12 protein-coding genes and 3 pseudogenes are annotated in these 13849 nt (G+C 63.2%); 3 read left to right on the top strand and 12 right to left on the bottom strand.

All coding sequences use genetic code 11. The features are described from left to right. Positions 1–112: 112 nt before the first annotated feature. From AN233_RS03995 to AN233_RS16260, 4 genes and pseudogenes are all read right to left on the bottom strand, one after another. Positions 113–2752, bottom strand: a complete 2640-nt coding sequence (locus AN233_RS03995) for a DUF7827 domain-containing protein (RefSeq protein ID WP_176696636.1) — start codon at positions 2750–2752, stop codon at positions 113–115. 476 nt (positions 2753–3228) lie between these two features. Beyond that, a complete protein-coding gene (locus tag AN233_RS03990) occupies positions 3229–3960 on the bottom strand; it encodes a homing endonuclease associated repeat-containing protein (RefSeq protein ID WP_058365555.1) in 732 nt (243 codons plus the stop codon). Between the two features lie 331 nt (positions 3961–4291). Then, on the bottom strand, positions 4292–5140 hold the full coding sequence (locus tag AN233_RS03985; protein ID WP_058365554.1) for a hypothetical protein: 849 nt from the start codon (positions 5138–5140) through the stop codon (positions 4292–4294). Between the two features lie 568 nt (positions 5141–5708). After that, positions 5709–6344, bottom strand: a pseudogene (locus AN233_RS16260) (IS6 family transposase). Positions 6345–6396: 52 nt separating this feature from the next. On the opposite strand from AN233_RS16260, the pseudogene AN233_RS18290 reads away from it, so the two are divergent. Beyond that, positions 6397–6549: pseudogene (locus tag AN233_RS18290) on the top strand (transposase); the annotation flags it as partial. On the opposite strand, the gene AN233_RS03980 reads toward AN233_RS18290, so the two are convergent. The 6 genes from AN233_RS03980 to AN233_RS03955 form a co-directional block, all read right to left on the bottom strand. Further along, positions 6489–6725: a hypothetical protein gene (locus AN233_RS03980; protein WP_058365553.1), complete on the bottom strand. Its 237-nt coding sequence runs from the start codon at positions 6723–6725 to the stop codon at positions 6489–6491. The pseudogene AN233_RS18290 and the gene AN233_RS03980 overlap by 61 nt on opposite strands. A gap of 204 nt (positions 6726–6929) precedes the next feature. Beyond that, complete coding sequence (locus AN233_RS03975; protein ID WP_058365552.1) at positions 6930–7541, bottom strand: hypothetical protein; 612 nt, start codon at positions 7539–7541, stop codon at positions 6930–6932. A gap of 69 nt (positions 7542–7610) precedes the next feature. Beyond that, positions 7611–8189, bottom strand: coding sequence for a DUF7437 domain-containing protein (locus tag AN233_RS03970; RefSeq protein WP_058365551.1), 579 nt, complete (start codon positions 8187–8189; stop codon positions 7611–7613). A gap of 48 nt (positions 8190–8237) precedes the next feature. Beyond that, positions 8238–8573 carry a DUF7558 family protein gene (locus tag AN233_RS03965; RefSeq protein ID WP_058365550.1) on the bottom strand — a complete coding sequence of 112 codons (336 nt, stop codon included), beginning with the start codon at positions 8571–8573 and terminating at the stop codon, positions 8238–8240. Continuing rightward, complete coding sequence (locus AN233_RS03960; protein WP_058365549.1) at positions 8573–8863, bottom strand: hypothetical protein; 291 nt, start codon at positions 8861–8863, stop codon at positions 8573–8575. The genes AN233_RS03965 and AN233_RS03960 overlap by 1 nt, the downstream gene beginning before the upstream one ends. Positions 8864–9055: 192 nt before the next feature. Continuing rightward, a complete protein-coding gene (locus tag AN233_RS03955) occupies positions 9056–9982 on the bottom strand; it encodes an ImmA/IrrE family metallo-endopeptidase (protein WP_058365581.1) in 927 nt (308 codons plus the stop codon). Positions 9983–10069: 87 nt separating this feature from the next. On the opposite strand from AN233_RS03955, the gene AN233_RS03950 reads away from it, so the two are divergent. Then, complete coding sequence (locus AN233_RS03950) at positions 10070–10879, top strand: transcriptional regulator TbsP domain-containing protein (RefSeq protein WP_058365548.1); 810 nt, start codon at positions 10070–10072, stop codon at positions 10877–10879. Between the two features lie 76 nt (positions 10880–10955). Here the strand turns inward: AN233_RS03950 and AN233_RS16255 are convergent, their stop codons facing one another. Further along, positions 10956–11198, bottom strand: coding sequence for a HalOD1 output domain-containing protein (locus AN233_RS16255; protein WP_080508338.1), 243 nt, complete (start codon positions 11196–11198; stop codon positions 10956–10958). 571 nt (positions 11199–11769) lie between these two features. Further along, positions 11770–11949, bottom strand: coding sequence for a hypothetical protein (locus AN233_RS17615; protein WP_125919970.1), 180 nt, complete (start codon positions 11947–11949; stop codon positions 11770–11772). A 125-nt stretch (positions 11950–12074) separates the two neighbouring features. Here AN233_RS17615 and AN233_RS17885 point away from each other — a divergent pair. Continuing rightward, positions 12075–13849, top strand: a pseudogene (locus AN233_RS17885) (hypothetical protein); the annotation flags it as partial.

Genomic DNA, 13849 nt, shown 5'->3' with positions numbered 1-13849 from the left:
TTGTAACCGTGATCGGAGCCGAACGCTGTCGCTACGCGGCTTGTGAGTGCGTTGCGAAAAATGGGCTGCAAATCGGGACCGACCCTTCCGGGTCAGTGGTTAGGCGTCCGTATTAGGGACGGCGGCGAGTCGCGAGCAGCGCAGCGGCGACGAGCGCGACGAGCGCGACGACAGCGCCGAAGCCGGGCGTGTCGTCGGACGTCGTCGTCGTCTCCTCAGGCTCCTCGGTCGTCTCCTCGGTGGTTTCCTCGGTGGTCTCCTCGGTGGTTTCCTCGGTGGTCTCCTCCGTGGTCTCCTCCGTGGTCTCCTCCGTGGTGTCCTCGGGGACGGACTCGACGACGACACCGTCGACGGTCACACGCGGCACGGCGCCGCTAATGCGAGCCTCGAAGGTGTCCTCGGCAGCCTGCTCGCTGAAGTCCATCGTGGTGCTCCACGTGCGGTCTTCAGCAACGGTCACAGTCTCCGTCTTGACGAAGCGCGGCTCGGTATCATCCGTCGCGCTTGCGCGGATGGTGATTTCGGAGCCGGGCGCAACCGTCGTCGTGCCGGAGATCTGCTGGTCGGAGGCAGCTTCGACCTCGACGGGGTCGCTGTCGAAGCTACCCTCGCGGTCGTTCAGCGTGAAGGAGCCGGTGACGGCTTCCTGATCCTCGTCCTCGGGCACCTCGTCGCGGTCGAGGCCCAGGAGCGCGGAATCGTTCACGGTGAACGTCGCGTCGAACTCGGCGCCATCACGCATGTCCAGGCTGCTCGAGCTGATTCCCTGGTTGTTCGTGTTGGCGCGGTCCCACTTCGCGCTGTTCGTGTTCAGCACGAGGTAGTAGCTGTCGTTCTCGCTGTCAGCGATAACCGTGATGGCACCGCTGTTGGCGCTCTGCGTCAGGTTCAGCGTGATCGGCTGACGGTTCTGACGCGGGTTCTGCTGCTCAATGGCCAGGTCGAAGTTGTCCTGGTTGAGCGCGCTGGTGAACGCGTCGGTCACGTCACCGCTCTCGTCAGCGCCGAGGGCGCCGGCGAGGCCGGTTGCGTCGATCTGGTGGACAACGAGGTCCTCCTTTGCGATGTTGGAGTTCTCGGTGAGGTCACCATCTTCGACGGCCGTGGTGATGTCCTCAAGCTCCTCGTAGTCGCCGGCAGTGCCCTTCGGGGCAGTCCAGATGGTCATGCCGTCCGTGGACCGCTCGCTCAGCGTGAGCAGCATGACGTCGTCTGCCTCGTCGATGACCGTTGCGTTGTCGCTGTTACTTCCAGCGAGCGTGTACACGTCGTAGTCGCCGGCGCTGAGAAGGCCGGAGATCTCGGTGTCGTCGTGCTCGTCCTGGAAGGTGACTTCGTCGTCGTCAGCAACAGCGGTGAGAAGCTCATCGCCGTTGCTGTAGTTTCCTGCCTCGTACGTGTTGAAGCGGAGCGTCACTTCGCCGTCATCATTACCGTCCTCGACGGTGGCGTTGTACTGGTAGCCATCCTCGTCGAGGTTGCCGATGACAACCTGCGCCGTGTCGGAGGCGCCGGAGATCTCGACAGTGAATTCGGCGTAGTCACCACGCTCCTCGGTCACCGTGTTCTGCGCGAAGGACGTCTCGCCGGCCGAGACCTCCTCAACGGTGATGGAGTTCGTGTCCTCCGCACTCGTGTCAACCACGGAGTACTCGAAGTTGTACTCCGCAGCTTCGATGCCGGAGAAGTTCGCGGTGTAAGTGTCACCGCCGGAGACACCCTCGATCATGATGCGGTCCTCGTCATCGTCGGTCGTGACGGTACCCGCGTTACCGAAGATGTCCTCGAGTTCAGCGGCACTGAGGTCGCCGTCGGCCTCGGTCACGTTGACCGTGAACGTGCCACGGTTGGACTCAAGGTCGAAGTCGACCTCTGCACCGTCGCCCTCGTTGTCAGCAGTGTCGGAACCGAACTCGGCGTTCAGGTCCTGCGTGACGATGTCGAAGTCATCGCTTGGGCCGCTAGCTGCACTCGGGTCGCGGACCTGGTAGACTGCTTCCGCGCGATTTGCCGTGTTGAAGACGACGACACCGTTGGAGTCACTCGTCCGCTGAACGCGGGTCGAGTAACTACTGTCACCCGTACGCTCACGCAGCTGAATCTGCGTGTTCTTGGTGACGTTGTAGACTGCGATCTCCTGACCCTGCCAGACGAGCTGGTCACCGATCTCGGTGTAGTCGTAGGCAGCGTCGACACCGTACTCAGCGACGACGGCTTCATCAGTAGCGCCGCCACCCGATACGTCGGGATCGTAGATGTCGAAGGAGGATTGCGTGTCGGAGCCCGAATCTGCCGCAGAAGCGGTCAGACTCACGGACTGCGCCTGCGCACCATCAGCATCGACGTTGAGAGTGATGGTGATCTGCTCAGTGTGACTACTGGCAGTGTCGGTGTTGTTCACCATGAAGGTGTGCTCATCCGACGTACCGTTGTAGCCCTGGTCGTTCTCAACGGCGATGTTTCCTGCACCTGTGTTCTGAGCGCTTGCTGTATTGACGGTGACCCCGTCAGGCATTCCACTCAGATCAAGGGTAATGGTGTCATTGGCTCCAGAAGCTAGCTGAACGTCGTAAGTCAGATTCTGGTCGAAGTTATTCTGGTTATTGGGGATGTCGTCAGAACCAGTCGCAGTAAACGTCTGGGTCTGAGCAGCACCCGCACCAGCGAATCCAACGGCGATCATGGATATTACCATGATTGCCGCGAAGACCACTGAACCAGCCTTCTTGCGTGTGGTTGTATCGTTTGTCATGTTTGGTTGTTTGTTGCTTCGTGCATCAGTAGCTTTCTCCTGACCTGTGCCCGTCGCCCGTTCGTCGGGTACCAACATCGTCAGCGTGGTGCGGCCGGACTTGGCCTTGGATACTCATTACTGGTGCTTGGGTAGGGGTTGCGCTTGAAACATACAGCTATCCCTATAAGTGCTTTGTGCAAATTCTTCGCCCCTTGTGAACGCCCCACACGGGCGTCAGACGCTCGGAGACGGCTGTTTCCGGATCGGGGCTTCGCAGCGAGTTTTTGAGTATCGGGGCATCAGGAGGCCGAGGATGTGAGATCGACCGGAACACCTACAAACGCGAGGGAATAAGCAATTACTGGGCCCAACGGCGGCAGGCCATGAGGACCTTGGTAGGGGTTTTTTCGCCTGCCGTCGTCCGTCGCACGCTGAGCTGCGGCCGTCTTTCATTGACCAGATGTCGCTTCTTTCGAAACAGGCTATCGACTAGACTAGTCTTCCTCGAACGCGGCGTCGACGGCCGCAGACCACGATCCGAAGTGGCGCTGGTACGTCGCAAGGGAATGTTCGCCGTACTCAACGACATCCGTCGAGACGGGTTGCTCCCCGAGTTCGTCGGCCAGCCGATGTAGCTCGGCGATGAGGGTCTCCTCGGAGAGCTTGGAGTCCTGCTCGGCGGGCTCGAACCCCGCCGCCTCGACCGCCTCGTTCCAGGACCCGAATCGTCGCACGTACGTGCGCGCCCCGTACTGTCCGTGATCCTCCATCGTCTGGTAACTCGGTGGGGCGCCGTGCTCGTCGGCCACGCGCTTGAGCTCCGCAAGCAGCTCGTCGTCCGTCGCGGGGCGTCCTCGCGAGCCGCTTGCGGCCGACTCGAGTCCTGCGGCCTCAAGTGCGGCCGCCCATGTACCGAACGCCCCGCGATAGGTGGAGACCCAGTACTCGCCTTTGTCGTTCATCTCACTCGCGGTGGGTGCGCGGCCGAGTTGCTCCGCGACTCTCGTGAGGTCGGCACGGAGCTCCTCCGTCGAGACACTCGTGGTCGGCTCGCGCGGCTCAAACCCTGCTTCCGCGAGCGTCGCCTGCCACGACCCGAAGCGGTCGTAGAGGGTTGTCGCCGAGTGGGCTCCACGATCGCGATACTCCTGTAGCGTGGGCGCGCGCCCGAGCTCATCGCCAACCTCGCGGACATCATCGAGGAGTTCGCCGTCGCTGTAACGCATTGGCTCGCCGTTCGGTAAGCCGGCCAATGAGTGATTTGGTCCGCGCCCGCGTAGGGGCGCCCGAGAGACACTAACAGAGGTATTGCGAGAGCATCACGGCGATTCACGAGGGTATCTCCTGTGACGCAGGGGGCTATAGTTCACTCACGGGAAGCAGACATCCACCCCGATCGGTCGTGGCTGCGCGCGCAGCGACGAACGGAGCGAGCACGGAGCGGAGGGTGGGGCGGTGGGCGTGGGCTGGATGGTGCATCCTCGCCGGCTTCCGGGCCCGCACCGATGCCGATCAGCCGCCTGCGGATCCACACGGCAAAAAAGGGGCCGCGATGGCCTACGGGGTCAGCCAGTCGTCGCGTTCGGGGAAGGTGACCCGCGACCGACCCGTCAGTGCCACCGAGACGCGGCCCTCGTACCAGCTCGTCGCTGCGTCGTACAGCCGCACGCGCTCGCTCTCTTCGATGCGGGGTTGGTCGCTTTTGACCCAGCTGGTGACCTTGATGCGCCCCGTCTCGTCCTCCAGGAGTCCGACTTGTTGGATGGCCGCGCTGGTCGGCTCCCACAACTCCACGACGCGCCCTTCGATGGACACCTCGCCGCGACCGACGTCCGCGACCGCGTCGATCGGGGTGAGCCGCCCGGGGTCACGCTCGAGTTCCTCACTCGTCCGCATCACGGCCGTCGGCAGGTCCGCACCGTCCGCGACCCGCCGCGCCAGCTGCCGGCTCACGGCCGCCGCCGTCCAGCCGCCTTTCGCGTCCGCGATCGTCCGCGCCTGCTCGTTCACGGCCGCCAGCTCGTCCCGGCTCAGCGTCTCCCGGGGATCCGGCTGCTCCGGCCCGGCCCATGCGTCCACGCTCGCGCGCCGTTCCGCGAACGCCTCTTGCCGCGCCCGACTTCCGGCCGCCGCCCGTTGCCGCGCCCGGGCCTCCCGGTCCGACGACTGCCGACGATCCCACCGCTCGCGCGTTCGCTCCTTCTCGAGCTCGCGTGCCAACGCCTTCTCCTCCGCTTCCAGCGTCAGTCCGTGAAAGCCCGCATCCGGATGGTTCGCGTCCACCTTCGCGCGCACCTGCATGTCGACCGTCGGCCGCAACGGCTCCGCATCGTCGTTTTCCTCCGCTGCTTCCAAGCCCTGTTCATCGACCGAAACTTCTTGTCCGATAACGCGTTTACTACTCATTGGAGTGCTTGCTCCTGAAGGCGCTCCCGACGCACCACCACCTCCCGCGCTTCATCGCGGGATTTTCTCCAACTCACCGACGGAACCAGCTGCGCGCGCCGCTCGCGCCTTCGCCTCGCGCCCCCTGTTGGGGCGCGAGCGGCGCGCGCCTCAGAGGAGAGTCCCAACCAGCACCGCGCGCCGACCCGCCCGGAGCGAGCGGCCAGCGCATTCCCCGTTCGCCGCGACGCAACTACGTCCGTCGCGGACGGCTCTGCCGAGGTCCTTGGACCCGAACGGGTGAAGCGCTGGCGCCGAGGGCACATGCACTTTAGCCCGGAACGGGCGCGGGCGGTGCGGAGAGCGCCCGCACGCCCGGAATGGTCGGTCGCGAGCGACGCGGAGGGCGGAACGTGGCGAGCGGTGCGGGCCGTCACGTACACACCTGTTCAGCCGGCTACGTCGCTTGATGAGCATCTACCATCCTGGCGGACTCAGAAAGGGCGAGGCTGCCCCGGTCGTCCCCCACCCCCGCCAGCACCGCAGGCACGAGGTGCGCAACGGCGGTCGTGGGACATCGAGGTCGTGTTTAGTTTGGAGCATTGAGCCAGGCAGCAAACGCTTGGAGCCAATTTTCTGTGGTTTGAGGCTCAACGTGGCTGAAACAGTTTGAGAAGGAAGACGTTCGGCGTTTGAGTTCTCGAAAGAGTCGTTCGATGGCATTCCGATTTCCATGGCGTTGTGTCTGAAATCGGAGCCCAGCTCTGGCAAGCGCAGTTTGGAAATGTTGACCGCCATCAACGAGAAACACGGCGGATTCAACATCGTGTTTCTGGCGAAGTTCTCGGAGAAAGATCTCGGTTAATGCGGTCGTTGTTGTCGAAAATAATCGCAGGTGCAGCAGATCGTTCGTCTCAGGATCAGCGGCAGCATACAGCCAGAATTGCGGGTCATTGATTCGAATCACGGTTTCGTCAATCGCAACGTGATTCGGGCTTCGACCGTCTGTGGGCTGTAGATCGGCCTTCTGTATCCAGTCATGGATGGCCTTTCGAGATCGTTCGACACCCAGTCCCTCGAGAACAGAGACGGTATTCGACAGCGAGAGCCCCGCTAACTGCAGTTGAATACCGATCTTCATCGCACGCTCGGGTGTCCGCTATCGCTCCACAAAATCCAAACCAATCCAGTCCGTGCATCCACTGAGGCGGGCGATTTCTGGCATAGGCACCAAGAAATCAGTCCGCCTCACTCTTCATCCTTAACTAACCACGACCGGTGGATTCTGGGAACAGTCGTACTACATCTGAACAGCAGGAACAGTCTCAACAGAAACGATTGAGCGGTACATCGAGCGGACAGAACACGTCTACGTGTCGGCTTCACCCTCGGGGTCAAGCCCCGAGGCACTCGCCTTGTTTTCTCTGTAGATGTCGACGTCGTTAGGGGCAGCGAGATCGAGTGGCTCGTCCTCGAGGTCAGCTTTGAGAAGTCGTAGTCGCTTGGCGGACTTAGCACCAACGAGGACTGTGAGCTGGTCAACGGTGAGACCGGCATTGTCGTACGTAGTTGCGATCGCCTTCGGAAGCGGGTCTCCGCCGCTCATCGGTCGCGTAGCCGATCGCGAGCGGCTGCAAACCGAACTGGATCCGTATCGCCAGCGGCAGCCATGTCGTTTGCCGACTGGAGCTGCGAGTCAATAAGCCGATTCTGTTGGCGTGACCACTCCCTGTCGTCGTGCGTCCGAACGTACTCAGCCCATTGTTTGATCATCGCTCGCCGTTGTTCCGTGTTTCGGCGGTGATCGTCCTCAAATTCCTGTGAGTTCAGCATAGTAGTCCTCAACCCCAAGCTCGTTGACGTACGTTTCGAACTGCTCCGTGTTAAATCGTTCCTCGAAGGTCAAGTACAGGTGGAGTGCATCCTCGAAGTCCTTCCCGCTGAGGCTGTCTGCAGCTTGTGCAAGTCGGAGTTTGTACGCGATTTGGAGTTCAAGCGGACTGATCTCGATCTGCCCCTCATCGAATGTCACCGTAAGGGGATTGGAGAGGGCTTCACGCTCAACGTCGTTTGAAACAAACCATGTTTCGAAGTTCGGGTACATCTCCCCTTCTTCGGCAATCCGGATGCGGCTCCCCTCACTTAGCATCGAATACATCTCATCAAGCGGCATCGCCATCCCCCAGTACCCCTGATTTTTGAGTTCGGTAACTAACTGCTCAGTCTCCGTTTCGGACAGGGACTCCAGAATGATGTCGATGTCCTCTGTCGATCGAGATCGCCCAGTGAGGATGGCGACGTACCCACTAACGATGACGTAGTTGACATCGCAGGCGTCGAGGATCTGCGTGAACTCGAGTACATCTTTGTCGAGCTCTGAAAGCTCCCGTGAAACCGTGAGCGTGTCGTCACTGAGTTCCATCAGTTCTCTCCATGGAACGCCGATAAACTGACCACTGCGTCATTTGTGTCGGGACGTCCGTTTCGATGCTCATACGTTGACTCCTTCTTCGGTATCATGACGTACATCCTCACTGATCTCGTAGTGCTCGTGGACGACGGGCCGGAGCGCCTGCAGAATCAGCTCCGCAGCTAGCGGCGAGATGTCCAGATCCTCAGCCATCAGTCGGTGGGTCACCTCACCGCGTTCGCGGGCGACCGCGTAGGTGAGCGCGGTCGCGAGGCCGGCGATGCCGTGGCGGTCGATGTAGGTGTCGATGTCGGCATCCGTTTCGCGCCGCCCAACGGCGTCGATCAGCGCCGGCGTGATCGTGTACTCGCGGTCGCCCGCGGCCGTCGTCACGGTCAGGTCGATCTCCCGAGCAGCGTACCGGCGTGGCTGTTCGTCGTCGGTAACGTCGACGACGCCGGCGTCGACGAGCCGGTTGACGTAGCTGTAAGCGGTTCCCTGGGCGAGATCGAGGTCGTCCATCACGTCTCGGACGGTCGCCTCCTCCTCCCGGACGAGATACGCGTACAGTTTGGCCAGCTGTGGCTCCTCGAGGAGGTCAGCGACCGAGAGGAAGTCTTGGACGATGTCACCGTCGGCGCGGTTTGAGGTGCGTGACACGGGCGTTCTTGATTACAATTTACAGCGAATCAGTAAAGAGTGTTTGGGTCACTCCGCCGGCATCGCGACGAGACGCTCCTCGAGATCACGCGTCCAGTACGTCGCGAGGCCACCCGGACTACAGCGGGCGCACAGCTGCAACGAGCCTTCCAGATGCCCCAGTTCGACTCGGAACCGGGTGAGCGCCGCGAGCGTGTCGACGACCAGCCCACAGCCGTCACAGGCGACGTGATCGCGATCGTCGGGATCCGGCTCCGTCTGAATCGCGCAGTCGACGCAGATCGGGTGGGTGACCTGCTCGTCCTGTCCCCAGGTGTGTGTCTCGCCAGTCTCGGTACCGGGCGGGGCATCGCAGAACGCACAGCCAACGAGGGTCTGCTGCATCACTCGCCCTCCGCGTCGGCGTCGCGGCCGACCGTCCAGCCACGGTGGAAGACAGCCAGCTGCGTCGATGAGTCGAACACGGTACCGCTCGGCTCGTGAACCAGAACTTGGTCCTCGGGAACCGGAGTGACGATGTCCGCGTCGACGAGGTCGTTGATCAGGTTCTGCGCAGTCGCGTCGTCGACGTCCGCCGTGTCAACCCGGGAGGCGTCGCGGTCCTGAGCAAGCTGTTCTTTCTCGAACTGTTCGTAATCAGCACTCGTGTCGTCGTGGAGATCGAGCATCGCCATTATGAGTCACGCCGCGCACGCTATCGCGCGCTGCACGCCTTCCGGCGCGGACAAACTCCGTACACCTCCTCGCGAATGTCGAAGGGTTTCGTTCTCAGCTCTTGGTGTTGGATCTGTCGTTGTGGAGCAACACGGTTTGGTGGTCATGGTACCGGAGTCACAGAGCGGGACAAACCGATCCTGACCACCGACTCAGGACCGGCTCTCAGCGACCGCCTCGATCACCCGCTCGCTCGTCCGGCTGATCCGTTCGAGGCGCTCCTCGATCACTTCCGTTTCATCACCGATCCACGCCGCGAGGTAGAACGCGGAGCCGCTCATGTCGAGGCCGAAGTGGCGTCCCACCACGTACGCGACCGCCTCGGCTTCCACTTCTCGCTTTGCTCGTTCGGGTGCATCGTGGTCCCCGTGCAACAGGGCGTGTGCGAGCTCGTGAACGAGCACGCCCGCCATCGCGGCCGGCTCAGCCTCCTTGAGCGTGACCAGTGGTCCTTCGTCGGGGTACGCACACACGCCGTTCGCGTCCCCGTGTGACCAGTCGTCCGGGTCGCGGACGCGGACCTCGATGCCGAGGTCGACGGCCGCGTTCAGAAGGGTAGGAAAGAGGGCCGACGCCTCGCCGTCCGCGGCCGTCTCCAGCTCCGGGAGCGGTTCGCCCGCCGTCTGGGAGACGTCGAACACGGGAACCGGTTTGAAGCCGACAACACCTTCGTCCCACTCCTCAGGCGGCGTGTCGTCGTACGCACAGTCGGCGTCGTCGTGGTAGGATGGGGAGTTCCCGCACGCAGGACATTTCGCCGAGATGAGCGGGGCCCAGATCCAGATCGCCGATTCCCCCTCCTGGACGTGTCTGTCGAACTCCTCCTGCCAGGTCCGATAGCCGGCGACCTTCGACGCCTCCGGAAACTGCAACGCGATGAGGAGGGTGTTGCGGTGAGAGTAGTCGTGGAAGCGCTGGTGAACGTCGAGCCACGCTTGGAACCGCTCGCTGGCACGGGCGTCGTCGACGGCCGTCACCAGTTCGTCGATCCAGTCACTGATCGTGCTGTGCATCCGGTCGGAACGGGAGTCGGCGTCGTCGAAGGTGACGCGCTCGTCCCGTGCGGGTTCGGCAGCCATACAGTCTCGCTCCGCACCCATCGCGGAGCGCGACAATCCCCCCGAGCGATCGGTACTGAAAAAGGGGCGCTGTGAGTAGCCGACTGCATGGCTGACGGAGGCACACCACACGCCACGCACACGTTCGAGGAGACGCTGTCGGCCGCCCCGGACGGTGACCCACTCCTCGCGGTTTGCCGGCAGTATCCCACGCTCAGGGACGTCATCACCACCACGCACGATGCCGGCGTCGACACCGGGCCGGACCTCCGTGTTGTGGCTCCGAAGTCCGTTCTCCACGAGCTCAAGCGGGAGTTCGGCACCGCGTGGCTCGCGGGGGACCTGGTCGACACCGGACGTCTCTCGTTCCACGAAACGACCGCCGAGCTTCCGACCTCCGTGTTCGCGACCGACACACGCGTCGACAATCCGATCCCACTCGGGGATCGCGTGGCGAGCACGACGGCCGCGGACGAAACGCTCGCGAACGAAGTCCACACGACGTATTGGGAGGATCTCGACACCACCGACTACGCGCTCCCGTTTGCGGGCCGCGAACGGCTGCTAGAGACGTTCGCCACGGAATGCGACGAGACGGTCGCGGAGGCGTTCGCGACGGGCGTCGAAGCGAACGGGGAGCGGGGGAGCCCGCTCACGGTCGGTGCGGTGGTGATCCTTGCTGGTGCCCACGGGGAGGTGCTCCACTACGATGTCGGCCACTGGGCGGAGTATCAGGGTGTCCGCAGCAAGGCCAGTCTCAGCCGGATCAAACAGGACCTCGAGGATGCCGATTTGGTGACCACCTCGAAGGTCCAGCGGGATGTTGGCCGGCCACGTCAGCGATTGCACCGCGGTGAGGCAGTTGCGGACGCCGACATGACGACGCTCGTCGAGCGCGCGGTCGACGCGCTCGATTGATCGGCCCTGATTGGGGTACCCTCAGCACCTGCGACACTCTTTGTGCCGCTCTTGCAAGAGCGGCGAGAGGAAGCGCTTATTGAGTTTCCCGAAGGCTAATTTCACCATCCGCTTGCACGACCACGCGGTAGCCATAGTACGAAAAGCGAACCTCACCTGAGCGATCCTGTCCGTTAAACAGAGTGTCTAGCGCATCCGGATCAACCACCTCAGTAAGGGGGATCTCCAAGGTTGTCGGGTCAACACCCAGTTCAGCAGCAACGGCCTCAACGACTTTCGTGCTCTGCGGAGGGGTGGGTGGGCTTTCACAATTACTCATAGTACGGGTTCTCCCTTGGTGTGAGACTTCGCATGTCATAAACCTTGATCCTTTGCGTTTGAGGCCCCCTACTAAATTTCTGTCGTCGTACACAACCGATTCGCCGGTGTACGAGTTGCCATCCTTTGAATTGTGCAAGGCGACAGCATGGCAGGACGGGGTCCAAGTACATCGAAGGACGACGTATTAGCGATCTTTGAAGATAACGCTGACAAATGCGAACCATTTACCGCCCCGCAGATCGCCGACCGACTCCGATCGGATGTCCACCGCAATACAGCACGCAACTACCTTCAAGATCTCGAAGCCCTCGGAGAGCTCCGAACGAAGAAAGTTGGCCCCGGGCGCGTGTGGTGGCAGCCTTGCAACGACCGTGCGTCTGAATGACCGCTCGCGGGCGGTCATCGGGCACGAGTAGTGCCGTTCACTCGGTTTCGAACGACCAGGTGTATGAGGCCTAGTGAAGCGCATCTCGACAGCGCCATCGTGGTGAACCGCCCGACGCACGACCGCCCGATCGGCTTGAGTGATTCCGGCCAGCTGGACCCAATGACTGCGCCCACGGTTGGGACTACGTCTCGTCCACGGGCGTCCGCGAGAGGATCCGCCCACAGCGCTCGCAGGCTTCGATCCGGTCGCCAGTAGCGACCGACACTGTTCGGTCCGGGGCCGCGTGGATACAGGATCCCCACGCGGTTGTCTGGGACTGTTGCTGCTGGACATCGGCGAGTAGCCATTCGATGAATCGCACGAATTTGTCCTCCACCCGCTGGAGGACCCATAATCCCCCCGAGGCGACCGTCCAGCGAAGGGTCGTCCACTCGAATCGGGCGTTGAATTTAGGACCATTCAGGAAAATGTATCCCGCACGTAGACATGCCGGACCACGAAGCGACTGCGAACACGGGTACCCTCCAGCTCCAGCCGACGACGACCGCACTCGATCCGGACACGGTCGTAGCACAGTTTCGGCGTCTCCAGCGACTGCTCACCGCTGATACGAGCGGCCTACGGGACCGACTGTTCGGTGAGCACGCCCATTCCGTCGTCGCGTTCACCCTCACAACCTCGGGTGCAAGCGACGATGGCCTCTCCGCGTACGTGAGTATCGACCCACCTGAGAAGCGAGACGCGGTCGAGCGCGTGCTCCGAACCCTCCTGCCGAACGACTACACGGTCGAGGAAGCGGAGACCGACCCTGCTGACGTCCTTCCGACGGGGACCGCGGACCCGACACGGAACGACGAGCCCGACGACGCGACGCTCCCACATGCGGCCGTCGAGTACTACGGCGACGTCGAGCGGCGTGAGGACTGGCAGACGCAGCTCACCCCCGTCTCCGAGTTCACCGAGGATCGAGAGACGCGACTTCCGCTCGCGGCGATCGCCGAGCGACTCGCGACGGCGACGACGCCGATGGCGTATCAGGCCGTCTGCCGCCCCTATCGTGACTGGAGTGCGGCCGCGGCCGACCGTCGTCACCGACTCGAACGCGGCCGCGACACGCCTGCGCAGCGATTTGTCGACGACTGGATCGGGCCCACGGACGAGGAGATCGAACCCGGCGAGCGCTACGATGAACTCGCCGCGAAGGATGCCCGGCGCTCGTTCGTCGTGAACGCGCGCGTCGTCGCCGTTGGTCCCGACGCGGACGCCGCGGTCGCGGACCTAGAGAGCGCGTTCGAACCGGTGAGCCACACCTGGTACAGCGTCCGCGGACGCCGGAAAACCGGGAGCGGCGCCCGCGCCGTCCGCGAGGCGATCGAGAACCGAACGGTCCACCCGCCGACGTACGACGACTGGCGCGGGAAGCTCCCGTGGACGGCCAACCGCAGCCGGGCGATCATCGCGGACGCCGCCGAAGCGCCGTCGTTCTGCCTGCTCGACGGCACCGCGCTCACGGCCGCGGGCGATCGCGGGATCGACACGACGCCCGGCGAGCGGACGACGATCCAGCGGCCACCCGACGCGCGCCTGCAGCGCTATCGCGCACCGGGCCTCACCGTCGGCCACCCGCTCGACCAGGACGGGGCGCGTGACGACGACACCATCGCCATTCCGCCGTCACTCCAGCCACTCCACGTCGCGTGGTTCGGTGCCACGGGGGCGGGAAAGTCGACGGCGCTGACGAACGCCATCCTGCAGAATCACGCGGCGACCGACGGCGCGGACATCCTCGTCGACCCCAAGGGTGACGGCATGGCGACCGACTATCTCCGCGCCCACTACGCCGAGTACGGCACGCTCGAGAACGTGATCTACTTCGACTGCGCGGACGTGCTCCCGGCGTTCTCCTTTTTCGACGTGCGCGATGCGGTCGCGGACGGCGTCGCTCGGGAGACGGCCGTCGAGGACATCGTCGACCACTACCTCGAGGTGCTTACCCAGATCATGGGACGGGATCGGTTCGAGCAGGCGGTCCGGTCGCCGGACATCATCCGCTATCTGGTAAAGGCGCTGTTCGACCCCGTCCACGGGGAGGACGCGTTCTCGCATCGCGCGCTCCACGGCGCGGCGCGCCGGATGCACGAACGCCAGTCCGCGCCTGCAGTCTCGGATCCGGACCTCGAGCGGATGCTCGCGGGCGTCGTCGCCAACCGCAAACGAACCTTCGACGAGCTGATGCAGGGGGTCGCCAACCGGCTCGAAAA

This window comes from Haloparvum sedimenti, assembly GCF_001462205.1.
In the GTDB taxonomy this organism is placed as follows: domain Archaea; phylum Halobacteriota; class Halobacteria; order Halobacteriales; family Haloferacaceae; genus Haloparvum; species Haloparvum sedimenti.
This window is presented reverse-complemented; position numbering and strand designations above follow the sequence as displayed.

Bases quoted from the DNA above. Each gene is read 5' to 3' on its own strand.
- AN233_RS03985 (WP_058365554.1), bottom strand. From the start codon at position 5,140: ATGAGTAGTAAACGCGTTATCGGACAAGAAGTTTCGGTCGATGAACAG.
- AN233_RS03995 (WP_176696636.1), bottom strand. From the start codon at position 2,752: ATGACAAACGATACAACCACACGCAAGAAGGCTGGTTCAGTGGTCTTC.
- AN233_RS03980 (WP_058365553.1), bottom strand. From the start codon at position 6,725: ATGAGCGGCGGAGACCCGCTTCCGAAGGCGATCGCAACTACGTACGAC.
- AN233_RS03975 (WP_058365552.1), bottom strand. From the start codon at position 7,541: ATGGAACTCAGTGACGACACGCTCACGGTTTCACGGGAGCTTTCAGAG.
- AN233_RS03965 (WP_058365550.1), bottom strand. From the start codon at position 8,573: ATGCAGCAGACCCTCGTTGGCTGTGCGTTCTGCGATGCCCCGCCCGGT.
- AN233_RS03990 (WP_058365555.1), bottom strand. From the start codon at position 3,960: ATGCGTTACAGCGACGGCGAACTCCTCGATGATGTCCGCGAGGTTGGC.
- AN233_RS16255 (WP_080508338.1), bottom strand. From the start codon at position 11,198: ATGAGTAATTGTGAAAGCCCACCCACCCCTCCGCAGAGCACGAAAGTC.
- AN233_RS03955 (WP_058365581.1), bottom strand. From the start codon at position 9,982: ATGGCTGCCGAACCCGCACGGGACGAGCGCGTCACCTTCGACGACGCC.
- AN233_RS03960 (WP_058365549.1), bottom strand. From the start codon at position 8,863: ATGGCGATGCTCGATCTCCACGACGACACGAGTGCTGATTACGAACAG.
- AN233_RS03950 (WP_058365548.1), top strand. From the start codon at position 10,070: ATGGCTGACGGAGGCACACCACACGCCACGCACACGTTCGAGGAGACG.